This is a genomic window from Microvirga calopogonii (assembly GCF_003347665.1).
Lineage (GTDB): Bacteria > Pseudomonadota > Alphaproteobacteria > Rhizobiales > Beijerinckiaceae > Microvirga > Microvirga calopogonii.
Map to the genome: position 1 here is coordinate 25,947 of NZ_QDGA01000017.1, position 22,244 is coordinate 48,190.

General features: G+C 62.8%; 21 protein-coding genes. 12 read left to right on the forward strand and 9 right to left on the reverse strand.

What is annotated here, in order from left to right; genetic code table 11:
* Positions 1–64: 64 nt before the first annotated feature.
* Positions 65–1,150 (reverse strand): LPS export ABC transporter permease LptG, encoded by a 1,086-nt coding sequence (gene lptG / locus DDF70_RS15015; RefSeq protein ID WP_114945671.1) that lies wholly within the window; start codon positions 1,148–1,150, stop codon positions 65–67.
* Between the two features lie 2 nt (positions 1,151–1,152).
* Positions 1,153–2,313, reverse strand: coding sequence for an LPS export ABC transporter permease LptF (gene lptF / locus DDF70_RS15020; RefSeq protein WP_114945672.1), 1,161 nt, complete (start codon positions 2,311–2,313; stop codon positions 1,153–1,155).
* A 203-nt stretch (positions 2,314–2,516) separates the two neighbouring features.
* On the opposite strand from lptF, the gene DDF70_RS15025 reads away from it, so the two are divergent.
* The 6 genes from DDF70_RS15025 to DDF70_RS15050 all read left to right on the forward strand — a co-directional run bounded on the left by DDF70_RS15025 (position 2,517) and on the right by DDF70_RS15050 (position 10,242).
* A complete protein-coding gene (locus DDF70_RS15025) occupies positions 2,517–4,007 on the forward strand; it encodes a leucyl aminopeptidase (RefSeq protein WP_114945735.1) in 1,491 nt (496 codons plus the stop codon).
* A 67-nt stretch (positions 4,008–4,074) separates the two neighbouring features.
* Entirely contained in the window at positions 4,075–4,527 is a 453-nt protein-coding gene (locus DDF70_RS15030) for a DNA polymerase III subunit chi (protein WP_114945673.1), read from the forward strand.
* A 120-nt stretch (positions 4,528–4,647) separates the two neighbouring features.
* Positions 4,648–7,662 (forward strand): hypothetical protein, encoded by a 3,015-nt coding sequence (locus DDF70_RS15035; RefSeq protein ID WP_114945674.1) that lies wholly within the window; start codon positions 4,648–4,650, stop codon positions 7,660–7,662.
* A 106-nt stretch (positions 7,663–7,768) separates the two neighbouring features.
* Entirely contained in the window at positions 7,769–9,343 is a 1,575-nt protein-coding gene (locus tag DDF70_RS15040; RefSeq protein WP_114945675.1) for a S10 family peptidase, read from the forward strand.
* Positions 9,343–9,726 carry a hypothetical protein gene (locus tag DDF70_RS15045; RefSeq protein ID WP_114945676.1) on the forward strand — a complete coding sequence of 128 codons (384 nt, stop codon included), beginning with the start codon at positions 9,343–9,345 and terminating at the stop codon, positions 9,724–9,726. The genes DDF70_RS15040 and DDF70_RS15045 overlap by 1 nt, the downstream gene beginning before the upstream one ends.
* Before the next feature lie 9 nt (positions 9,727–9,735).
* The gene (locus DDF70_RS15050) at positions 9,736–10,242 is read left to right on the forward strand and encodes a hypothetical protein (RefSeq protein ID WP_114945677.1); all 507 of its coding nucleotides are present in this window, start codon (positions 9,736–9,738) and stop codon (positions 10,240–10,242) included.
* A 33-nt stretch (positions 10,243–10,275) separates the two neighbouring features.
* Here DDF70_RS15050 and DDF70_RS36595 read toward each other — a convergent pair whose 3' ends face one another.
* From DDF70_RS36595 to DDF70_RS36600, 4 genes are all read right to left on the reverse strand, one after another.
* The gene (locus DDF70_RS36595) at positions 10,276–10,413 is read right to left on the reverse strand and encodes a hypothetical protein (RefSeq protein ID WP_162820420.1); all 138 of its coding nucleotides are present in this window, start codon (positions 10,411–10,413) and stop codon (positions 10,276–10,278) included.
* A gap of 144 nt (positions 10,414–10,557) precedes the next feature.
* A complete protein-coding gene (locus tag DDF70_RS15055; protein WP_245435501.1) occupies positions 10,558–10,845 on the reverse strand; it encodes a hypothetical protein in 288 nt (95 codons plus the stop codon).
* A 717-nt stretch (positions 10,846–11,562) separates the two neighbouring features.
* The gene (locus tag DDF70_RS15065) at positions 11,563–11,946 is read right to left on the reverse strand and encodes a hypothetical protein (protein ID WP_114945680.1); all 384 of its coding nucleotides are present in this window, start codon (positions 11,944–11,946) and stop codon (positions 11,563–11,565) included.
* A 658-nt stretch (positions 11,947–12,604) separates the two neighbouring features.
* Positions 12,605–12,769 carry a hypothetical protein gene (locus tag DDF70_RS36600; RefSeq protein WP_162820421.1) on the reverse strand — a complete coding sequence of 55 codons (165 nt, stop codon included), beginning with the start codon at positions 12,767–12,769 and terminating at the stop codon, positions 12,605–12,607.
* 51 nt (positions 12,770–12,820) lie between these two features.
* Here DDF70_RS36600 and DDF70_RS15070 point away from each other — a divergent pair, with 51 nt between their 5' ends.
* Entirely contained in the window at positions 12,821–15,544 is a 2,724-nt protein-coding gene (locus tag DDF70_RS15070) for a cadherin domain-containing protein (RefSeq protein ID WP_114945681.1), read from the forward strand.
* An 86-nt stretch (positions 15,545–15,630) separates the two neighbouring features.
* On the opposite strand, the gene DDF70_RS15075 is transcribed toward DDF70_RS15070, so the two are convergent.
* Complete coding sequence (locus DDF70_RS15075; protein WP_162820422.1) at positions 15,631–17,028, reverse strand: metal-dependent hydrolase family protein; 1,398 nt, start codon at positions 17,026–17,028, stop codon at positions 15,631–15,633.
* Positions 17,029–17,549: 521 nt separating this feature from the next.
* Between DDF70_RS15075 and DDF70_RS15080 the strand changes: the two genes are divergently transcribed.
* Together DDF70_RS15080 and DDF70_RS15085 are read left to right on the forward strand one after the other, a co-directional pair.
* Entirely contained in the window at positions 17,550–18,314 is a 765-nt protein-coding gene (locus DDF70_RS15080; RefSeq protein ID WP_114945683.1) for an alpha/beta fold hydrolase, read from the forward strand.
* 16 nt (positions 18,315–18,330) lie between these two features.
* Entirely contained in the window at positions 18,331–18,822 is a 492-nt protein-coding gene (locus tag DDF70_RS15085) for a class I SAM-dependent methyltransferase (protein WP_114945684.1), read from the forward strand.
* 2 nt (positions 18,823–18,824) lie between these two features.
* On the opposite strand, the gene DDF70_RS15090 is transcribed toward DDF70_RS15085, so the two are convergent.
* The gene (locus DDF70_RS15090; protein ID WP_114945685.1) at positions 18,825–19,625 is read right to left on the reverse strand and encodes an enoyl-CoA hydratase; all 801 of its coding nucleotides are present in this window, start codon (positions 19,623–19,625) and stop codon (positions 18,825–18,827) included.
* A 74-nt stretch (positions 19,626–19,699) separates the two neighbouring features.
* Here DDF70_RS15090 and cysE point away from each other — a divergent pair, with 74 nt between their 5' ends.
* From cysE to DDF70_RS15105, 3 genes are all read left to right on the forward strand, one after another.
* A complete protein-coding gene (cysE, locus tag DDF70_RS15095) occupies positions 19,700–20,539 on the forward strand; it encodes a serine O-acetyltransferase (RefSeq protein ID WP_425374080.1) in 840 nt (279 codons plus the stop codon).
* 91 nt (positions 20,540–20,630) lie between these two features.
* A complete protein-coding gene (locus DDF70_RS15100) occupies positions 20,631–20,843 on the forward strand; it encodes a DUF3126 family protein (RefSeq protein WP_040637969.1) in 213 nt (70 codons plus the stop codon).
* A gap of 62 nt (positions 20,844–20,905) precedes the next feature.
* A complete protein-coding gene (locus DDF70_RS15105; protein ID WP_114945687.1) occupies positions 20,906–21,436 on the forward strand; it encodes a gamma carbonic anhydrase family protein in 531 nt (176 codons plus the stop codon).
* 59 nt (positions 21,437–21,495) lie between these two features.
* Here the strand turns inward: DDF70_RS15105 and DDF70_RS15110 are convergent, their stop codons facing one another.
* The gene (locus tag DDF70_RS15110) at positions 21,496–22,179 is read right to left on the reverse strand and encodes a transglutaminase-like cysteine peptidase (RefSeq protein WP_245435502.1); all 684 of its coding nucleotides are present in this window, start codon (positions 22,177–22,179) and stop codon (positions 21,496–21,498) included.
* Between the last annotated feature and the right edge of the window lie 65 nt (positions 22,180–22,244).

The following is a 22,244-nucleotide window of genomic DNA, read 5'->3' on the forward strand; positions in this document are numbered from 1 at the left end:
GCGATCGTTGTCTTAAGCCGCTGCCGCATCCCCACTCCTTAACAAACCTTTTTATTGAGGCCGGTCAGCCGTCCTCTTGATGCAATAACGCCAAGGTCCCTAACAGACTGCCTACTACAGCTGGGAACCAGGCTGCAACAAGGGAACTGATGATTCCGGCGGCGCCAAGCTCCGCCATTAGCTCCGTGGCGACATAAAGCATGAAGCCGGCCGCGACGCCACCCAGAACCATCATCGCTACACCGCCAAATCGAAAGAATCTTAATGAGACGGATGCGGCCACGAAGACCATGGCGATGAACAGCAAGGGGCGGGCCAGAAGCAGGTCGTAATGGAGCTGATAGGCGGTGACGTTGATATCCGCCTGCGCCATGCGCTCGATGGTGTTCTTCAGGTCCCAGAACGGCACCGCATCGGGCTCGATGAAGCTCTGTCGAACCTGCGAGGGCTGGAGGTTCGATGCGATCAAATATCGCTCATGGGACTGCGGCTCCTCGGTGGCCGAGAGGATACGGGCATCCTTCAGCTCCCAGAAACCCTCGTGCAGGGTCGCTTCCTTGGCTTCGACCCGGTGGGTGAAGACGCCTGCCGGGTCGAACGCGTAGACCGTGACCCCATAAAGGGTCGGGCTGTCGGTGGCCGACCCGGCGCCCCGAAGGATGGCTTGCCCGTCCTGGCTCCTCTGGCGGATCCAGATCGGCTTCTCCCGGGCTTGGGTAACCTTCGAGAACGTCTGCGTCTCCAATGTGGAGGCCCGCTGCTTGAGAGTAGCCGAGACCGGGTTGTAGACGGTCACGCTCAGGATGCCGATCAGCAGGGCGATCAGAAGACCCGGCTGAAGGAATTGCCATGCGGATATGCCGGCGGCCCGCGCCACCACCAGCTCGAGCTTGCGGCTGAGCTGGAGGAGGGCGGCCATGCTGCCGAACAGTACCGCGAAGGGCATGACCTGTTCGGCGATGGCCGGTGTGCGGAACAGGGCGAGCTGGGCGATCACCGCTGGTGTCGCGGCCGGCGCCTCGCCCGCCCGGCGCATGAGCTCCACGAAGTCCAGAGTGTAGACGAGGGTGAAGACTGTCGCGAAAACAAGGAAAATAGTCTTAAGAAACTGTCGTGAGAAATAGAACCCGAGGGTGCGGCCGATCAGCATGGTCAGGCCTTCCGAGGTGTGGGGGAGCGCGATGAAAACAGGTTGCGGATGGCCGCATGGAGTTTCGCCTGTGCGGATCGCATGGCCGGTCCCTTGAAGATGAACAGCAGGCTGATGAGAATGCCTGCCAGAGGAACGCCATAGACGGCCACCACCGCCGCCGCCGTCCGCGCAACGGCGCTCGATGCAGCGAAGCCGAGAATTCTCAGCAGTACGATGGCAACGACCGCGCTGGCGATGGCGAGACCGCGCCCTTGACGGGTCGTTCTCGCTTCGCCTAAGGCCGCGAAGGCGATGACCATCATGGCGAGCGGGTAGAGCCAGGATGACAAGCGATCGTGCAGCTCGGCCCGGAAGCGCCCGCGCTGCTCCTGATAAATGTACTCACCCTTGTCGGGGAACAGCAACTGGGTTGTGCTTCGCTCGCGCGGCTTGTAGACGACATCCCCACCCTCCTTGCTGAAGGCGGAAAGGTCGACGGCATAGCGCTCGAAGGCGACGATCGACGTATCGCGGCTGTTGGGTTCCTTACGCTGGACGCTGCCCTTCTGGAGCACGAGATAGGCGTTGCCGCCCTGTTCGACGGTTTGTCCGCGCTCGGCGAGATAGACGATCGCTTTGTCCTTGTCCCGCAGATCTTCCATGAAGATCCCGAGGAGGGCATCCCCCGAGCGCTCCCGGTAATGGAACGTGAAGCCGCTCTCCAGGGTGATGAATTGCCCTTCCTTGGCCATGGTGCCCACGAAATCCGCCCTGATCTTCGTGAACAGCTGGCGCAGCTCCTGGAAACTCGCAGGCATGAGATAGACGGAGATGATGGCCACGACGGCGCACACGAAGGTGGCCAGGGCCAGGAAGGGCCGCAGGAGGTGCTGCGGCGGCATGCCGCCGGCGCTCATGACGATCAGCTCGGAATCGCCGTTCAGCTTGTTCAGGGTGTAGATCGTCGCCAGAAAGAGGGCCACGGGAGCGATCACGTTGATCAGGGCGGGCAGCGAAAGGCCCGTTACCGTCAGGAAGATCACCACGGTTTGGCCCTTGCCCGTCAGCAGGTCGAGCTCGCGCAGCGCCTGCGTGATCCAGATCACGCCCGTCAGGGCGACGAGGCATGCGAGAAAGGCGTTGAAGGTGTTCTTCAGAATATAGCGTTCAAGGAGTGTCATAAGGCCCTTCGCCCCTGGGCGGCGGAGCCCTGGGTATCGTGTCACAGCATCTCAGGCAAGACGGCCGTTTTCAACAGACCGAGATTGCGCCGATTTCACGGCAGCTTCCCCGTGCCTTAACCCGCCATATGATATATGTCCCCATCGTGAGCGTCGCATCCGGCCCGAAGACCGGTGATGTGCATCAGAACAACGAGGAATTCATGGCCGACAGCTTCAAGATCGATTTTCAGGCCCACGGCAATGTCGAGACCGGCGATCTCATCGTCTTCGTCGGGGACGATCTCGCGCCCTCCGGCGCCGTCGCCGATCAGCTGGGCCCGCAGGCCATCGATCTCATCGCAAAGGCTGCGGCAGCCGAGACTTTCAAGGGCAAGGCTAAGTCCGCCATGTCCATCGTCGTTCCCACGGGCCTGACGGTTGACCGGCTGATCGTGATCGGCCTCGGCGGAGAGAAGGACCGGGCGAATGTCGATTTCGTTCAGCTGGGTGGCCTAATCGCCGGCAAGGCGAACGGGAAGCTCGCGACGGCTGTGCTGGACCTGCCCGGGATCGAGGTCACGCCGGATGCCATCGCCGACATTGCGCTCGGCGCCCAGCTGCGCCGCTACAGCTTCGACCGCTACAAGACCAAGAAGGACGACAACGACGCCAAGAAGGGCGGTCGCCTCGTCTTCAGCGTGGCGGATCCCGCCGCGGCCAAGAAGGTCTACAAGGCTCGGGAGGGCATCGAGCAGGGCGTGGCCATTGCCCGCGACCTCGTCAACGAACCGCCTAACGTCCTCGGTCCTCAGGAATTCGCCGCCCGTGCCCAGGAGTTGAGCAAGCTTGGGGTCGAAGTCGAGATCCTCGACGACAAGGCCATGAAGAAGATCGGCATGAATGCGCTTCTCGGCGTTGCGCAGGGCTCCGTGCGCGGCGGCCGGGTCGCCATCATGCGCTGGAACGGCGGCAAGGCAGACGACAAGCCCATCGCGTTCATCGGCAAGGGCGTGGTGTTCGACTCGGGCGGCATCTCGATCAAGCCGGGCGCCGGCATGGAGGACATGAAGGGCGACATGGCGGGCGCCGCCTGCGTGGTCGGCCTTATGCATGCGCTCGCAAGCCGCAAGGCGAAGGCCAATGTGGTCGGTGCCATCGGGCTCGTCGAGAACATGCCCGACGGCAACGCCCAGCGCCCTGGCGACATCGTCACCACCATGTCGGGCCAGACCATCGAGATCATCAACACGGACGCCGAAGGCCGCCTCGTGCTGGCGGACGTGCTCTGGTACGTGCAGGACCGCTTCAAGCCGAAGTTCATGATCGATCTCGCGACCCTGACCGGCGCGATTCTCGTGGCCCTGGCACAGGAATATGCGGGCCTTTTCTCGAACAACGACGAGCTGGCCGAGCGTCTGACGACGGCCGGCAAGTCGACCGGCGAGCGGGTGTGGCGCATGCCCCTTGGGCCGGAATTCGACAAGATGATCGAGTCCAAGTTCGCCGACATGAAGAACTCCGCCGGCCGTTTCGGCGGATCGAGCACGGCTGCGGCCTTGCTTCAGCGCTTCGTCAACGACGTACCCTGGGCCCATCTCGACATCGCCGGCACGGCCATGGGTTCGCCGGCGACCGAGATCAACAAGGGCTGGAGCTCCGGCTGGGGCGTGCGCCTCCTCGACCGGCTGGTCCGCGACCATTACGAGGCCTGATGGCGATGGCGGGAAGGGACCTCTGGCGCGCTGCGACCGTTGCGGTTGCAAGGAATTGTGATCAGCGATGACCGAGGTCCTGTTCTATCACCTCCAGCATCAGCCGCTCGAGGCCGTGCTGCCGACGCTCCTGCAAAAGACCCTGGAGCGGGGGTGGCGCGCGGTGGTGCAGGCAACGACCGAAGAGCGCATGTCCGCGCTCGACGATCACCTCTGGACCTTTACCGACGAAAGCTTCCTCCCACACGGTACGGACCGCGAGGCCCACGCGGCGGACCAGCCCATCCTCATCACCCTGTCGGGCGAGAATCCCAACGGCGCCTCGATCCGCTTCCTCGTGGAAGGCGCGGATCTGCCTGGCGACATCGCTTCCTACGAGCGGCTGGCGATCCTGTTCGACGGCAACGACATCCAGGCTCTCGCCGTTGCCCGTGACCAATGGCGCGCGGTGAAGGACGGAGGTCACGACGCAACCTACTGGCAGCAAGACGAGAACGGACGCTGGCAAAGGAAGGCGTGAGCTGAGCCTGTGACCTAGCAATCGGTCGGCTGCATCATTCGGATTAGCCATTCACAGAAGGATCTATAAATGTAATGTTATATAGTAAATTAGCCGAAATTGGGCTTAACGGAGGGGCGAATGGCTTTACAGATCAGGCAGAAGACCGATTCAGTCGTTTCAGCGCTGATGGGCAGCAGCCAGGACATCGCTAGCGTGAGCGCGCTTCCCAATGGCGGCTGGGTGGTCACCTGGCAGTCGAACCAGGTAGGGGGCAACAATTTCGATATCTATCAGAGCGTCTACGCCGCCGACGGCACGCTGGCCCATGATGCGGACGGCAATGTCATCGCGGATCAAAAAATTGTTGCGGCTGCCCCAAACATCCAACAGTTCCCCGTCGTCGCTGGACTTGCCGGCGGCGGTTGGGTGGTGATCTGGGAGACAATCCAGAACAACGGCACCGCCGACCTTCGTCAGGCCGTCTATAGACCGGATGGATCTTTTGTCGGCGAAACCGTGGTCTCGGCGGCGGGGAACAGCCAGGCCGCTCCGAGCGTGAGCGCGCTTCCCAACGGCGGTTACGTTCTCGTCTGGCAGACGAAAGAAAACGGCAATAACGATATTCATCAGCGCATCTATGATGCGAATGGAGCACCTCTCGCACCTGAGACCGTCGTCACTGAAGCGTCCAGCAATCAGACCTCCCCAAGCGTGAGTGTGCTCAGCAATGGCGGCTGGGTGGTAACTTGGGAGACGCAAGGGGGAGGCACCTCCGACATCCACCAACGCGCCTATGCCGTGAGCGGGGCGCCCCTCGGACCCGAGACCGTGGTCTCGGAAGCAGCCAACAACCAATACGCCCCGAGCGTGACTGCGCTTCCTAACGGTGGCTGGGTCGTGACTTGGCAGACAGAGGAGACGAGCAACGGCGGCGCAGACATCCACCAGCGCGTCTATGCGGCCAATGGAACGCTCGTCGGGAGCGAGATCACGGTCGCAGAGGCGGCAAACACCCAGTCTGCCCCCGTCGTGACGGCGCTCGCAGACGATCCCGACAATCCGCATGACGGCGGCTGGGTGGTGATCTGGCAGACGGATCAGGTGACCGTCAACAGTTTCGACATCCACCAGCGCGTCTACAACGCGGACGGGACACCACGTTTTGCGGAAGAGGTCATCTCGCAAGCGTCGAACAATCAAGGCCTTCCCAGCGTCACGGCTCTCGCCGGCGGGGGCTGGGTCGTCACGTGGCGCACGGACGAGGCTGCGGCAGGCTCATTCGACATCCATCAGCGCGTTTACGGCGTTCTCACGGCGGCTGCCGACGAGGTTATTGGAGACGGGGCTAACGACACCCTCACGATCAGGGCGAAGACCTTGACGTCCGGCGATGTCTTCGACGGTGGGGGAGGGACCGACACGCTCGTTCTCACCGGGGGCGGCATCTTCGACTTCACGGACAACATCACGGTCAGCAATTTCGAAGTGCTCGAAACAAGTGATGCGTCCGTGACGACGCAGTTTCGAGGATTGAGCGCAAGCACCGTGGTGAAGCTGTCGAACCAGATGTATGGGCAGTTTGAATCGTTCGATGCCACGGCCGGAACGCTCGACGCCTTCCAACTCACCAACGCGGCCCTCGACGACCAGCAGAAAGCGGCTCTCTTCGCGCAAGGTTTCGAAGTCATCTACGATTTCAATGTCGCTACCGGGACTGTCGACGGACCGTATTATGACCCGGCAGCCAACAAGCCCACTGTCGTATTGCCGGCGAGCCCGCTGCTTGAGGATTCAGCTCCGGTGCAGGTCAAGATCGTCCGCAGCGACGCAGACGATTCCGACACCACTCCGACATCGCACTATAAGATCGGTGCCGTCACCGGCGGGACTCTGTACCTCGACGCCGCCGGTACGCAGGCTGTTGCCGCCGACAGCTTCGTCGCTTTGGCGGCCAAGGAGACAATCCTTTATTTCAAGCCTGCGGAGAATTTCTTCGGGCAGGCGAGCTTTTCCGTGACGGCCTCTAAGTCTGATACCGATGCCGGTCTCGGGCCCAACGCAACAGCACAGGCGGCGCTCACCGTGACGCCTGTCAACGACGCCCCGACCGATCTTACCCTAACCGGCGCCGCGGTTACGGAGGCGGCCGCCGCCGGCACCCCGATCGGCACGCTTGCCGGGCTCGACGTGGATGGCCCCGCCGGACATGTGTTCACTTTGATCGACGATGCCGGCGGACGCTTCGCGCTCGCAGGGAACCAGCTCGTAGTCAAGAACGGTGTCCTGCTCGACTACGAGCAGGCAGGGACGCATACGGTGACCCTTCGCCTCACCGACGGCAACTTCGTCCTGGACAAGGTCTTCACGATCTCGGTGAGCAACATGAGCCCTGAATATGTCGTGGGCACCGTAGCGGCGGACGTCATTGTCGGCGACACCGGCAACGATAGTATTTATGGTGCGGATGGCAACGATAGTCTGTATGGCAACGCGGGCAACGACATCCTCGATGGCCAGGCCGGCGATGACCGCCTCGACGGTGGTCTGGGTGCTGACATGTTGTCTGGTGGAACTGGCAACGACACCTTCATCGTCGACAGCAGTGGTGACAAGGTGATCGAGGTCTCCGGCCAGGGCGCGGACACGATCCTCACTAGCGTCAGCTATGTCCTTGATGCAAACTCCGAGGTTGAAACGCTCAACGCCACAAGCGGCGCTGCGATCAACCTGACCGGGAACAAATACGCCAATACGCTCATCGGCAATGATGGTGCCAACAAGCTCTATGGCGGGCTCGGCAACGACCGACTCACCGGCGGAGCGGGCAAGGACACTTTCGTATTCGATACCAAGCTCAACAAGAGTACGAACGTCGATACCCTAACCGACTTCAACGTTAAGGCGGATAAGTTCTGGCTCGAGAACAAGTTCTTCAGCAAGCTCGGCAAGGGTTCGTCCAAAGGGATCAAGCTTAATGCCGACATGTTTGTGAAGGCGAGCAAAGCACAGGATGCCGAGGATCGGATCATCTACAACAAGAATACCGGATACCTGTACTACGATCCCGATGGCACCGGCGCTGCCTCGCAGATTAGCTTTGCCAAGCTCACCAAGGGCCTGAAATTGACTTATGCGCACTTTTTCGTGATCTGACAGGCAAGGCGAGTAACAGTTCGCCTGAACACGAACTCTTCATCGCCTGAAAGCTTGCAAGGGACATCGAAGGCTCCAGTTTGAGGGAGGCCGAAAGGATCTTCCCATGACCCGAGCGATGCGTCTTCCCGTCTATGCCGCCCTTGCCCTGTCCCTTGCGATACCCCTTGCGGTGGGCGCCCAGGAGCAGGCGGGCAATCGGGAGCAGCAGGCGCAGGGCCAGCAGCAGGAGGCGCGCCGGCCCCAAGCCCAGGCGAGGAGCACACAGGCTCTGCCGCCAGAATCTGTGACCCGCCACAGCCTGCAGCTTCCGGGCCGGACCCTGTCCTTCACCGCCACGGCGGGCCACCTGACCCTGACGGATCAGCAGGGCGCCCCCCAGGCCGAGATCGGCTTCGTGGCTTATACGCGGGATGATGCCGATGCGGGGGCTCGGCCGGTGACGTTCGCCGTGAACGGCGGACCGGGCGCTTCATCGGCCTACCTGCATCTTCTCGCCATCGGCCCCTGGCTTCTGCCGCTCGATGGAACGACGATCAGCCCCTCGGCCCCGACGGCTCTCGTGCCCAACGCCGAGACCTGGCTCGATTTCACGGATCTCGTGTTCATCGACCCGCCCGGCACGGGCTACAGCCGCGTGGTCGGCGGCGAGCAGGTGCGGGAGCGGATCTACTCCGTGCAGGGCGACATCGACGGGCTCGCCGCCTTCGTGATGCGCTGGCTGAAGGAGAAGAACCGGCTCACCTCGCCGAAATTCTTCGTCGGCGAGAGCTATGGCGGTTTCCGCGGGCCGCTCCTGGCACAGAAGCTGCAGAGCGACCAGGGCATCGGCTTCAGCGGGCTCGTTCTCGTCTCACCGGTCTTCGATTTCGACTGGCTCGAGCAGGGAACTGCAGGGGCTCCGTGGACCCATGCGGCGCTCCTGCCATCCCTGGCCGCCGCAAGGATCTCACGCGACGGAACCGTGTCTCGGGATGCTCTGAAGGACGCGGAGACCTACGCGTCGGGTGAGTATCTCGTCGATCTCATGCGGGGCCTGCAGGACAAGGAGGCCGTGGACCGGATCAGCCGGCGCGTGGCGGAGTTCAGCGGACTCGATTCCGAACTGACTCGCCGCCTTGCAGGGCGCATCGACATGCGCACGGCTCAGCGGGAGCTGCGGCGCGGGGCATCGGAAGTGGTGAGCGCCTACGACACCAATGTCGCCATCGCCGACCCCAATCCGACATCCCAGAATTCGCGCTTCGAGGATCCCGTGCTCGACGCGATGACCGCGCCCTTGACGAGCGCGATCATCCATCATCTGACCGACACGCTGAACTACAAGGCCGAAGGGCGCTACAACCTGCTGAACGGACAGGTCACCGGCGCGTGGCGCTGGGGCGGCGGACGCAACGGGCCTGAAAACCTCGACGAGTTGCGCCAGTCCCTTTCCCTCGACGGCAAACTGCGCGTCCTCGTCGCGCACGGCTTCACCGATCTGGTGACGCCCTACTATGCCTCCCAGCTTCTCCTGAACCAGCTTCCCGCCCTCGGTCTCGAGAACCGTGTGGCTTTGAGTGTTTACGACGGCGGCCACATGTTTTATTCGCGAGAGGCGTCGCGGCAGGCCTTCAGGAGCGACGTGCAGCGGCTTTTCGAACAGGCCTTGCAGGTGAGGGCGACCGGTAACGGGGATTGATGGTGATGCGTGTAAAGGTTCTCTCGGGCGCCACGTTCGTGGCGTTGGTTCTAGCCGGCTGCACCAGCACGAGCTCTGCGCCGCCTGCTCCTGCCGTGACGATCGCTCCTGCGCCCTCGGCATCCTTGGGGCCCGTGATCGACGGGCCCGTGCTCGGACCGGACGGCCAGTGCACCGTAAGGGCTTTTGGGACGGCGACCGCGATCGCGCCCGGGATCACCGAGTGCGATCTCGTGCGCCTGAAGGGCAAGCCTGCGACCGATGTCCTCGTTGGTGAGAGCGGCAAGGGACAGCGCGAGGTGCAGGTGCTCTATTCCGAGCCCGGCGGGCGCGAGCTTTATTTCTTCGTGAACAACAGGCTCGACCGCGTGGTGAAGCCGTAAGGGCGGAACATGGTCGGGCGCATCCGCTTCGCCGTTGCTGTCGGCCTGATCTTTCTGCCTGCGTTGAGCCTGAGTCAGAACTTGGCGCAACGCGAGGATTCATGGAGCCGCTACCGCAACGCGCGTTTCGGCACGTCCGTCGACGTGCCGGGGATTTTCACGATTGTTGAGCCTGCGTCCGCGAATGGCGACGGGCGCACTTACAGGTCTGCCGACGGCGCGGAGCTTCGCGTCTTCGGAAGCCATGGGGCCGCGACGGTCACGGAGAATTTCGCCGCTTATCGGACCTGGTTGCTGGATCAGCTCAGGACGGATGGTGTGGTCGTCACTTACACGGCGAAAGGTAAGGAATGGCTTGTCGCTTCCGGCACCAGGGACGGTGACATCGTCTATGTGAAGGTCATCCAGGGCTGCGGCGCCACCCATGAGATTCGCGTGACGTATCCGATCGCCAGCAGGCAGGTCTACGATTCGTTGATAGGACGCCTGGCGCGCTCGCTCGGATGCCTGCCGTAGAGGTGTTGGGCGAGGGCCGAATCTCCTCTCAGGTCAGCCGAGGAGGACGGCGGTCCATCCGAGCATCGCGAGGCCGCATAGCAGACCGAGCCACCGGAGGGCCTGGGCCCACTTGTCGTTGGCCGGGTTGTCGCGGGCCGGTTCGGGAAAGTCGTCGTCGTCCTCATCCATGGCGGGTTTTCGTTTCCTCCGATTTTTGCAGGAAGGAAATCTCAAGCTTCAGAAAGAGTCGAGCGTTATTCGGTCATAGCCCCCATAATCCAACGCATAGCTCGCACGGGCCGATGCGAGCGCGCCCGAGTGTACGGCGAGCTTTCAGAGATCAGCCGGCCTGTTTCCCCTTTTGCGGCATCCGGCGTCGGCACATGCGCAATCGTAGAGATGCCTGATGTCGTCGAGGCTGCGGATGGCGGGACCCGTTTGCCTTTGGATCACGGCGCTCAACTGCCTGAACTTGTCGTCGGACCAGTCCTCGATCACCACGGCAACGGCCTTCTTGAGAGGAAGGGTCGCAACTTTCACCGGCATGAGATCGGCGTTCCGTGACGGTCTGCCGATGGCAAACAGATCGACCATCTCTTCAAGATCATGAGCGGTGGTCAATATCCTCTCCATCCGGACCGAGTCAGCGTTTTCGACGGCAGAGGAATGTCGCAGCCGCGGGCACGAGAGTTCAAATGTCCAAAGGAGTTACGCTGCGGCCATCATGGGCGAGGGGAGCGCCGGTCACCGAGTCCGGATGAGATCTTCATTGCCACACGGATGGGAATGAGACCCACGGGTCGTTGTCGTTCCCGGGTTCGATCTTCCGGGCCCGGAGCGGGGCGAGCGGTACGAAAGCCCGTGTGAAGAGCCGCGCCGTGCAATAGGACATAACCTGATTCATCGCAGCCTCCATGAAAGGCAGCTGAACGCTACCTCATGGCTGGTCGCACGGATGTGCTGTGCCGCACTCGATGCTTACCCAGCGGCATGCTGTGAGAGGCACGCGGCGCGCCTCAGATGCAGGCGAATTTTCGTTTTGCCGTGCGAGCGGAGCCCATTGTCGTTGACGGCAAGCGCGGAACTCCCCGTCAGATGGGCCAGTGGCAAGAGCCCTTCGGCGAACACCCTGTCGGTGCAGGCGGAAATCTGGATTCTCATGTGTCAGCCTCCCCATAAGGCACTTTCGAGAATACGTTCCTGCTCCGATTCTGCGTGGGCCCCGAGTAGGTAACCCTGGAACCCTGGGGGAGTAGATACGAGGGAGTACGGGCCGGGCGATGCATACACGCGTTCGGCCGAGCGGCCGAGTGTCTGCCCGCCTGCCCATGCCATTCGTCAGTAGACGTATCGGCGGACAGGACGCTCGTAACCCTCGTCGTATTCCCTGAACTCGCGATCATAGCCGCGCGGCGGCCCGCGATAGCCGTCGCCGCGCCACCGCTCGTCCCTGTCGTAGCGGCGGGCGACATAGGCGCAGCGCTTGGGCGTGCCCGGAGCCGGGTCGCCGAAGATGCTGTTCGAGCAGGAGATGCCGCCCCTGCCGACGAAGATCTCCGCGCTCCGCCCGGGAACGCCGTATATGACTCGCGTGGGGTAGGGGACGCGGCAGAATCCACCCTCCCGCGAGCAGGGCACCAAACCTTGCGCCTGCGCACCCGTCGGCGCTCCAAGGAATGCACCGGTGGCAATCACTGCTGTGGCCAATACCGCACGAAGCATGTCTCGTTCTCCATGGTGAGACCGTCGGTATACGGCCCGCGGGATTAAAGATGTTATAACAGAAAGATAAGGAGCGATGATTTGCCTGGATTTGTCATTGCTCCCAGGCTCGTCCTGGTGACGGCAGGTGACCGGCATCTGCAGCACGTCGGCGAGGCGGCGCAGGGTATCGTCGCAATCGGGCAGTATGGGATGAAAGCGTTGCATGGAATGATCTTTCGGCAATTGGGCGGGAGATGAAACAGGGACAGGCATGAGCCTTCGTCTCCGGGCTGTGAGAGCCCGGAGGTCGAAGGCAATCGAGGGTGGCGCGAGTGGCAGCCCGGCTCGATGTCTAATGATGGTTGTGAGAGCCGAACTGCTCGTCACGCACGGTTCTTTTAGGCGTTTAAACTTGGCAGCCCGCAGGCACCAAGGGCCTCCGGCCACAGGGGTGCGAGGCCTGCGACCGGACCGTTCCTCACCCCACACTGGCTGACGCCTCGCGAGCGCGCCCCTCGTCAGGTGAGGATAGGCAACACTATAGCCAAGGTTGCGGCGGCTGTCAAGAACAAAGAGAGAACATAACGTTCGCTTCGCCGCCTGCTCCACGTCATCACCTCCCCGGACTTGATCCGGGGACCCGTGCCGGTGATCCCGACCCGAAGAGCGCCGCGCGTCAAACAATCGGGATGGCCGGGACAAGCCCGGCCATGACGGGGTGGGTGTCATCCCCGATCGACGCGAAGGACCGCTTCGCAGCATCGGCGAACGTCCATCGGCTGATGCCGTTGCCGCCGACGGCGGGCGAGCTGTGAAGAAGCCCGGCCTGCGGCGTGGACAAGGGCGGGCACAAACCGTAATATAATTTCAAATCATTCAGGGAATTCCTGCCATGTCGCCCACGCTGACGATCCAGTCCTTCCACCGCGCCACCGCCGACGAAATCACCACCCGCCTTTCTACCGGGAGCACGACGGGAGCGAGCTACGAGGCACAATTCAGCCCGGACGGACAGTTCGTGCTGTTCGAGAGCAAAGACCGGCTCACATCGGGCGATACCAACAACGCCACCAACCTTTACCTCAAGGACCTGGTCTCCGGCACGCTGACCTGTCTTCCGGCGAGAGGGGCAGACCTTAACGATAATCTCGGCGCCCTCTGGAATCCCGACGGTCAATCGATCGTTTTCGTGACCAAGGCCGGGTTGGTGACAGATGATCAAAATAATTACTACGACACCTATCTCATGGATCTCGACGGCAATCTCAGCAGGCTCGCCGTCGGATCACAGGGGGGCACGATGCCTCTTGAATTCAGCTCCGATGGCAGGGCGGTTCTTCTCTTCAGCACGGATCGTCTGACATCTGACGACAGGAACAATGACGGCGATCTATATCTGAACACCATTGGCGGGTCGATCGTTCGCATCACGCCTGATCCCCTGGAACAATCCAACTCCGAATGTGAAAGCGTACATTTCAGCCCTGACGGGCGATCAGTTTTGTTCAGCACAAGCGCCAAACTTAGCCAGACTGATACAAACACCAATATAGACGTCTATGTCAGGGATAGTCGCGGAGTTCTCGTGTGTTTGACCACGGGCTCTCTGGAAGCCGGAGATAGTTTCGCCGCTCAGTTCAGCCCCGATGGACAATCGGTTCTCATCGAGACCACCGGGAAGTTCACCGCAGACGACACGGATGCAGGGTCTACAGATCTCTACCTGAAGGATCTTGCCAGCGGTGGGATGACCCTGTTGACCGGAGGCGGCTCAACGGCAGGCGATAGTTTTAGTGGCCATTTCAGTCCCGATGGAAAGCACGTGGTTTTCGAAAGCGACGTCCGGCTGACCGCAGATGATGATAATAATTTTCAGGATATCTACCTGAAGGATCTCGTCAGCGGTGCGATCACCCGGATCTCCGTAGGCGGATCCCAGCCAGGCTACAGCGCTGTTCCGGCGTTCAGCCCCGATGGAACGCAGATCATTTTTCAGAGCGATGTTCGGATCACCGCCGACGACACCAATGATGAGCGCGATATCTACCTGAAGGACCTCGTCAGCGGTGCGATCACCCGCATCTCCGCGGATGGGTCGCAGGCCGGGTACAGCTTTGGCGCCACGTTCAGCCCCGACGGAAAGTCGATTGTCTTCACCAGTGAAGCCCGCATCGCGGCGGACGATACGAATGACGTCAGAGATATTTATCTGACCAACCTTCTCCTGAAGGCCCATGAGCGCGCCGTGACCGAGGGCCGCTTCGTGGAGGCGAGTTTCCTCGTCGGCAATGCCTCTGCCGTCAGCGTCGCGTGGGGCGATGGTACGGTCGACGATGCAACGCCTGCCGCAGGCAAAGTGTCCTTTGCGCATGCCTATGCCGGCCCAGGCCAGAAAGCCGCCACGGTAACGCTGCGCGAGGGCGACCAGACGCTCGTCACGCCCTACACCATCGATCTGACCAGCGGCCAGATGAACCGCGCCGCGCTCGCCTCGACGCTCAGCGGCGCACAAGGCAGCGACAGCCTGACGGGTGACGGGACGGCGAACATCCTGAATGGACTGGGCGGAAACGATACGCTCACCGGCGGCAAAGGCGACGATACTCTCGATGGCGGAGCCGGCAGCAACACGGCCGTATTCTCTGGGAAAAGCGCAGAGTACGATATTAGCCCGAGTATAACAGGTAGCTATCTAATCGAAGACCATGTCGATAGCCGTGATGGAATCGATCGGCTCATCAATATCCGCTTCATCAAGTTCCAGGGCGACAGCCAGACGGTGCTGCTCTACAACACCAAGCCGGACGGCATCGCGTTCTCGAAGACCACGTTCGCAGAAGACCTCCTCACCGACACGCCGCTGGCCACGCTGTCGGCGCATGATGCCGAGGGCGATGCGCTCACCTACACGCTGACGGATCCCACCGGCACGTTCAGGCTCGATGGCACTGTGCTCGTGCTGCAAAAGTCGCTCGATTACGAGGCCAAGACCAGCTACAGCGTCACGGTGACGGCCAAGGACCAGTATGGCCTCGAGACCACGCAGGAGATCACCCTTACGGTCGCCGACATCGGCGACACCCCCGGCACGCCGGGCGATCCCGGCAGCCCGAGCGACGCGCCGCTCACGCTCACCGGCACCGCCGGGGCGGATACGCTCGCGGGACGCGGCAACAACGACGTGATCTCTGGGCTTGCCGGCAAGGACCAGCTCTACGGCAATGGCGGCAACGACCGGCTCTCCGGCGGCTTGGGCAACGACACGCTCACCGGCGGAGCCGGGCAGGACATCTTCGTGTTCGACGCCAAGCTGGCGAAGACGAATGCGCTCAACAAGAAGCAGAACCTGGACCGGATCCTCGACTTCGTCGTGGCCGACGACACGATCCATCTGGCGAAAAGCGTGTTTTCCAAGATCAGCAAGAAGGGCGTGCTCAAGAAGGGCGAGTTCTTCATCGGCAGCGCGGCGCATGACCGCGACGATCGGGTGATCTACAACAAGAAGACCGGCGCGCTCTGGTATGATCCGGACGGCAGCGGCGCCAAGGAGGCGATCCAGGTCGCCACCCTGGCCAAGAACCTCAAGCTCACAAACCTCGACTTCTTCGTCGTGTGACGAACTCCGGCATGGCCGTCCCTGGTCGTGATCCGGGGATCAGACCCGGCCATGCACGTCTTACGAGCCGCACATCGACGGAGGCATCACTTCGACAACGCATCCTTGTAGATCCTGCCGTCCTTCATGATGACGGGGAAGTTCCTGCCTGGATCGGCAACGAGGTCGAGGTTCTCTAGGGGATTGCCGTCGACCAGCAACAGGTCGGCGAGCGCTCCCTCTTCCACAATTCCAAGCTTGCCGGGATACGGGTTGCGGAGACCCGACAGTTTCAGCAATTCGGCATTCGTGGATGTCGCCATGACCAGCGCCTCGGCCGGCGTGTACCATCGCGTGAGGGCTGCGAGCATGGCGCCCTGTCGCTCCGCCAGCTCCTTGGAGAACAGGATGTCCGTGCCGAAAGCCGTCTTGATCTTGTATTTCCTGGCCAGGGCATAGACGTTCTCGGTGCCGGCGACTACCTGCGCCTTCTTCGCCTGTTCCGCCGGACCCAGTCCGCTCGCGGCGCTCAGGTCGAGGAAGGGTTGCGTACTCAGCCAGATTCCCTTCTCGGCCATCAAACGGGCGGTGGCGTCGTCCATCAGATGGCCGTGCTCGATGCACTTCACGCCGGCCGCGATCGAGCGTTGAATGGACACCGATGTATAGGCATGGGTGCAGACATAGGTGCCCCAGTTCTCGGCGGCCTCGACAGCCGCGCGCAGCTCGGGTTCGGTGAAGGTCGCGACGTCGAGCGGAGAGAACGGGGATGCCACGCCCCCGCCCGCCGTGAGCTTGATCTGCGATGCGCCCTGCATGAGCTGCTCGCGCGTCCGCATGCGCACCTCATCCGGGCTGTCGGCGATCATGCTTCCGCCAAGCTGCTCGACACGGGCGAGCATGCCCCCGATGGTCCTCGGCAGGTCGGAGAGCTGGCGGAAATCGCCGTGGCCGCCGGTGATCGTGATCATGGCGCCGGACGGATAGATGCGTGGCCCCGGCAGCAGCCCTTCGTCGATGGCGCGCTTGAGGCTGAAGGACGGCCCACCCATGTCGCGGACGGTAGTGAAACCACGCATCAGCGTCGCCGTCGCCTCGACGCCGGCCAGAAGGTTGGCATAGCCGGCATCGCTGGCGAGAAGCAGTGCGGGCGTCGGCCGTACGAGCATCGCATGCCAATGCATGTCGATCAGGCCCGGCATCAGCACGCGCCCATCTCCGGGGAGGACCCGAACCTCCGTCTCTGCCGCGACATTGATTGGATCCGCAGAGATGCGCTCGATGACATGTCCTCTCACCAGAACATGGGAAGGAGCCGACAATGCCGCGTTCCTTCCGTCGAAGATCCGGACATTTTGGAAGAGAATTGGCGTGTTGCCGACAGGTACGGGCTGTTGCGGCTGCGCGACGGAAGCGGAGGAGAGCCCGATACACAGGGCTCCCATCGTGACGAGCAGCCGGGACAAGCCGCGTTTCAGATTGCTGAATGTTTCCATACCGGACATCGCGACACACCTGTTCTCATGAGCCGCCCCCGTTGCGTGGCTTTTCGGGCATCGAAACTGCCTTGAGGCAGCCTCTCCTCTGCGTGCCCATCTGACCATCAGGGAAAACCCTGAAATCGGCCGCGGCGATATGAGAGGGGACGCGGATCTGATCTTGCCTGGGGATGATCGTTGCAGCCGATGATAGCTCTTTTGCGTCATCCCGGCGCCGCGTGAGCGGCGGCCAGGATCCATGGCCTTTGACGATGCGGAAAACGGCGTGACGCTGCTCGCCTCGTCTTGAACGTCGCGGTTATGGATCCCCGCCTCGCGGGGATGACGGGGAGAGCGTCATTCTTGCCTGGAAGGGGCGGCGGAAACACCTCTGTCTTGGGCCGTTCGCATTCTTGACGGCGAACGGATCCACTTTTCACTGACGGGCCCTCCGGGTTCCGCACCACGCGCCAGCCTCTTTTCAGCAATTGTATTCGGGCCTGCAGGCGCTTAGGTTGCGCCCATCCGGCAACCTTCCCCTTAGGACCATGCGCTATTTCAACTCCGACGGCGTGAACATCGCCTATATCGACGTTCCGCCTCATGAGGGTCAGGGCGATCCGATCCTCCTCATTCACGGCTTCGCGTCGAACCACGCGGTGAACTGGGTCAACACGCTCTGGGTCAAGACCCTGACGCGGGCCGGATACCGGGTGGTCGCCTTCGACAATCGCGGCCATGGGCAGAGCGAGAAGCTCTACGATCCCGCGGCTTACGATTCCTACAAGATGGCCGAGGACGGGCGCCGGCTACTCGATCACCTGGGCATCGAGCGGGCCGACGTGATGGGCTATTCCATGGGCGCCCGCATCACGGCCCATATGGCGCTCGCCTCGCCGGACCGCATGCGCTCGGTCCTGCTCGGAGGCCTCGGCATCCATCTCGTGGAGGGCGTCGGCCTGCCGCTCGGCATCGCCGATGCCATGGAGGCGCGCTCCCTCGACGACCTGACCGACCCCATGCAGCGCATGTTCCGCGCCTTCGCGGATCAGAACGGCAGCGACCTGAAGGCGCTCGCCGCTTGCATCCGGGGCTCGCGGCAGGTGCTGACGAAGGCGGAGGTCGCCTCCATCACGCTCCCGACCCTGGTCTCCGTCGGCACGGCCGACGACGTCTCGGGCTCCGGCCCGGAACTCGCCGCCCTGATGCCCAACGCGACGGCGCTGGACATTCCGGGGCGGGACCACAACCTCGCCGTGGGCGACAAGGTGCACAAGCAGGGCGTGCTCGATTTCCTGGCCAACAGGCCATGAGGGGCAGGAGGAGCGCATGACCCGGCTCGACAGCGCCATCCGGCGCCTGACCGCCCAGCGCGATCTGCTCGACTGGGCGGCGCAGAATGTGAGCCCGGCCGGGCTCGTGCTGGAGGTCGGCCTCGGCAACGGACGTACCTTCGATCATCTCCGCCATCGGCTGCCAGGGCGCGAGATCTACGTCTTCGAGCGCTCGCCCGCCGCCCATCCCGATTGCTATCCGCCGGAAGGCTACCTGATCGTCGGCGACCTCTTCGACACCCTGCCGCCCTTCATCGAGAAGCATGGGCGGGGTTCCGCCGCGCTGATCCACATCGATATCGGGACCGGGGACGAGGACGCGAACCTGAGCCTCGCCCGACGCCTGTCGCCGTTGCTCGAAGGTCTGCTCCAGCCGGGCGGGATCCTCCTCGGGGACCGCGCCTTCCCCATGCCCTCGTGCCGGGACATCTCCGCCGAGACGAAGGTGCCGGAAGGGCGCTATTTCGTGTACCGGCGGGAGGCTTGAGGTCAGCGACCGCTGAAGACCGGTTTGCGCTTTTCCAGGAACGCGTTTCGCCCCTCGACCGCGTCGGCGCTGTCGAAGCACCGGTCGGCGAGGGCGACCTGATCGACGTCGGGATGTCCCACTCCGGCCGCCTCGTCGATGGCCGCCTTGGCGGCCTTGATCGTCAGGGGCGCATTACCGGCAATCGTCTCGGCCAAAGACAGCGCGGTCTCTTCCAGCCGGTCGTCGGCGACCACGCGCTGCACCACGCCCAGGCGTGCGGCCTCCTGGGCATCGATCCGCCTCGCGGTGAAGAACAGGTCCTTCGCGGCCGGGGCACCGACGGCGGCCGTGACGAGCTTCATGGCGCCGGGCGGATAGCCGATCCCGAGGCGCGCGGCCGGAATGCCGAAGACGGCGCTCTCGGAGGCCACGCGCAGGTCGCAGGAGAGGGCGAGGCCGAAGCCGCCCCCCAGGCAGAAACCGCGGATCATGGCGATCACGGGCTTGGAGCAATGGGCGACGGCCCAGAAGGCCGCCTCGTTCGTGGCCTCGTACCGGCGTCCGCCTTCCGCATCCGCCCGCAGGGTCGCGAACTCGCCGATATCGGCGCCCGAGGCGAAGGATTCCCGGCCCGCGCCCCTCAGCACGACCACACGCACCTGCGGATCCCGGTCGAGCGCGGCCATGAGGTCGGGAAAGGCCGTCCACATCTCCAGGTCCAGCGCGTTGTGCTTTTGCCGATTGTCGATGGCCAGTGTCGCAATGCCGCCCGAAAGGGAAACGACAAGCTTGGACGTCGACGGCGAAAAAGAGTAGGTCATGGCTCGTTGGAACCTATGGTAAGGGGCTCGGGCTTCTTATCTATGAAGACGGTCGAGAAGTCGCCGAGGAGAGTATGATGACACAGACGCGCCTGAAGCCGGGAGCCCCGGACGCCGTGGCCGGAAAGGTCGATCCGGTGTGGAACCGCCTGCGCTCCGAGGCCGAGGCCATCGTTCAGGCCGAGCCGGCAATCGCCGGCTTCGTGCTGAGCGCCATCCTGCATCAGCCGAGCCTGGAGGCCGCCGTCATCCATCGTGTCGCCTCCCGCCTCGGCCACGCTGCCGTCCCGGCCGACATCATCGAGCAGATCTTCCTCGAGGCGGTCGAGGACGACAGGACCATCGGGGCGGCCTTCCGGGCCGACATCAGTGCCGTCATGGACCGGGATCCGGCCGTAAGCCGTGCCATCGAGCCCGTGCTCTATTTCAAGGGCTTCCACGCCATTCAGACCCATCGCCTGGCCCATTGGCTCTGGACCCGGGGGCGCCAGGATTTCGCCCTCTATCTTCAAAGCCGCTCCTCCGACACGTTCCAGACCGACATCCATCCGGCAGCCCGGATCGGGCGCGGCATCTTCCTCGATCATGCCACCGGACTCGTCGTGGGCGCCACCGCGGTCATCGAGGACAACGTCTCCATGCTCCAGGACGTGACCCTCGGCGGCACCGGCAAGGAGCGCGGGGACCGGCATCCCAAGATCCGTCATGGCGTTCTGATCGGAGCCGGAGCCAAGATCCTCGGCAATATCGAGGTCGGGCACTGCGCCAGAATCGCCGCCGGGTCCGTGGTGCTCAAGCCCGTGCCCCACAATGCCACGGTGGCCGGCGTCCCGGCGAAGGTCATCGGCACGGCCGGATGCGAGGAGCCTGCCCGCTCCATGGATCATTGCTTTGCCGAAGCCGATGGAATCTGACGGGAGAGGCCGCTTCCCGACCTGACCCCGCTTGCTCGCTTTTGCCGGGCATGGCAAGTGCACCATCCGTGACATCAAGAAAGGACCTGTAGTGGACAAAACCGAGATGGCTAAAGTCGAGCGCTACCTGCGCCAGACCTTTGCGAACCACTCGATCCGCGTCGTCGGTCGCCCGAAGAAGGCTGACTCGGCGGAAGTTTACATCGGTGAGGAATTCGTCGGCGTGCTCTTCCTAGACGACGAGGACGGAGACCGCTCCTACAATTTCACCATGGCGATCCTCGATACGGATCTCGAGGACTAAACCGGCTCTCCTGCAGCAGAACCTCTCCCTCAGGTTCTGCTGTTTTTCTGTGTGGACCCCCGATGCCGATCTACAGCCTCGACGACACCGCCCCGATCCTGCCCGAGCCCGGCCGCTACTGGGTCGCTCCGGATGCCCATGTGATCGGCAAGGTGCGGCTGGGATTGGATGTGGGCATCTGGTTCGGAGCCGTGCTGCGCGGCGACAACGAGCTGATCGATATCGGCGAGGGGACGAACATCCAGGAAGGGGCGTTGCTCCACACCGATATGGGGGCGCCTCTCGCGGTCGGGGCCGGCTGTACCATCGGCCATAAGGCGATCCTGCACGGCTGTACGATCGGCGAGAATTCCCTGATCGGCATGGGAGCCACGGTGCTCAACCACGCGCGCATCGGCGCCAATTGTCTGGTGGGGGCCAATTCGCTGGTGACCGAGGGCAAGCAGTTCCCGGACAATTCCCTCATCGTCGGAGCGCCCGCCAAGGCCATCCGCGTGCTCGACGAGGATGTGATCGAGCGGCTTCGCTGGTCCGCCAGGAACTACGTGGACAATTGGAAGCGCTTCGCCAAAGGGTTGAGGCGGATCGACTGAGCCGCCTTATGAAAAGCGATCTTCGAGGTAATACCCGCGTCTGAAGGCCGGCTTCAGCTTTACCGGTTCGCCGTGGTGGTGGGTGACGACATGATGCCGCCGAGAGACACCCAGCCGACCACATCCTGGCTCTCGCGCTTGATGTAGACGTAGCCCGTCTGGTGCCAGGGCAGAATGGCGTTCTTCTTGTTGTCGAGGACGAAATCGCCCCGGTTGGTGCGGACCATCAGCACCGCATGGCCTTCGCCGAGTTCGTCAATCACGACGGTCATGCGCATGGCACGGCGGGGCAGGCCCGCGTCCGCAAGAAGCTTGCGCTTCAGGAGCTGGAAGTCCTCGCAGTCGCCTTTCCCGTCGTCGGGAAAGCCCCAGATGTCGACGACACCCCAGTGATCGGCGTCCGTCACGGCCTTGATCGAGGAATTCACGCGCTGATTCACGGACGCGAGGGTCTTCCAGACCTCAGGGGTCATCTCGATCGTATCGGCCTCGGACACGTTCACGGCGCATTCCGACCGATATTTCGCGCAGAACTCCGACCAGCCCTGGAGCGGCCTGGCCGAACCGACGCTCGTGATCGGAGCGCTGGACGAGGGCAGGGACGCCAGGGTCTGGGCCTGAGCGCCAGCGCCGCAAAGGAGGAGGGAGAGGCCTAGAAGAACTGTTTTGATGGAGGTGCCGAAAACGGCAGGCTTCTCATTCACGCCACAGAAAAGGCTGTTCTTGAAATAATCCTGCCGCATGCCCCACCAGCCGGTTAACGTTCTTTTAACCAAACTGACATGGTTGCATTTTCGGCTCAAGAAAA

Excerpts from the sequence above, each read along its gene's own strand:
- DDF70_RS15090 (WP_114945685.1), bottom strand. The coding sequence starts at position 19,625 with ATGACCTACTCTTTTTCGCCGTCGACGTCCAAGCTTGTCGTTTCCCTT.
- DDF70_RS15025 (WP_114945735.1), top strand. The coding sequence starts at position 2,517 with ATGGCCGACAGCTTCAAGATCGATTTTCAGGCCCACGGCAATGTCGAG.
- DDF70_RS15035 (WP_114945674.1), top strand. The coding sequence starts at position 4,648 with ATGGCTTTACAGATCAGGCAGAAGACCGATTCAGTCGTTTCAGCGCTG.
- DDF70_RS36595 (WP_162820420.1), bottom strand. The coding sequence starts at position 10,413 with ATGGATGAGGACGACGACGACTTTCCCGAACCGGCCCGCGACAACCCG.
- DDF70_RS15030 (WP_114945673.1), top strand. The coding sequence starts at position 4,075 with ATGACCGAGGTCCTGTTCTATCACCTCCAGCATCAGCCGCTCGAGGCC.
- lptF (WP_114945672.1), bottom strand. The coding sequence starts at position 2,313 with ATGACACTCCTTGAACGCTATATTCTGAAGAACACCTTCAACGCCTTT.
- DDF70_RS15085 (WP_114945684.1), top strand. The coding sequence starts at position 18,331 with ATGACCCGGCTCGACAGCGCCATCCGGCGCCTGACCGCCCAGCGCGAT.
- DDF70_RS15105 (WP_114945687.1), top strand. The coding sequence starts at position 20,906 with ATGCCGATCTACAGCCTCGACGACACCGCCCCGATCCTGCCCGAGCCC.
- DDF70_RS15040 (WP_114945675.1), top strand. The coding sequence starts at position 7,769 with ATGACCCGAGCGATGCGTCTTCCCGTCTATGCCGCCCTTGCCCTGTCC.
- DDF70_RS15110 (WP_245435502.1), bottom strand. The coding sequence starts at position 22,179 with ATGCGGCAGGATTATTTCAAGAACAGCCTTTTCTGTGGCGTGAATGAG.
- DDF70_RS15050 (WP_114945677.1), top strand. The coding sequence starts at position 9,736 with ATGGTCGGGCGCATCCGCTTCGCCGTTGCTGTCGGCCTGATCTTTCTG.
- cysE (WP_425374080.1), top strand. The coding sequence starts at position 19,700 with ATGATGACACAGACGCGCCTGAAGCCGGGAGCCCCGGACGCCGTGGCC.
- DDF70_RS15070 (WP_114945681.1), top strand. The coding sequence starts at position 12,821 with ATGTCGCCCACGCTGACGATCCAGTCCTTCCACCGCGCCACCGCCGAC.
- DDF70_RS15045 (WP_114945676.1), top strand. The coding sequence starts at position 9,343 with ATGGTGATGCGTGTAAAGGTTCTCTCGGGCGCCACGTTCGTGGCGTTG.
- DDF70_RS15075 (WP_162820422.1), bottom strand. The coding sequence starts at position 17,028 with ATGTCCGGTATGGAAACATTCAGCAATCTGAAACGCGGCTTGTCCCGG.
- DDF70_RS15065 (WP_114945680.1), bottom strand. The coding sequence starts at position 11,946 with ATGCTTCGTGCGGTATTGGCCACAGCAGTGATTGCCACCGGTGCATTC.
- lptG (WP_114945671.1), bottom strand. The coding sequence starts at position 1,150 with ATGCTGATCGGCCGCACCCTCGGGTTCTATTTCTCACGACAGTTTCTT.
- DDF70_RS15080 (WP_114945683.1), top strand. The coding sequence starts at position 17,550 with ATGCGCTATTTCAACTCCGACGGCGTGAACATCGCCTATATCGACGTT.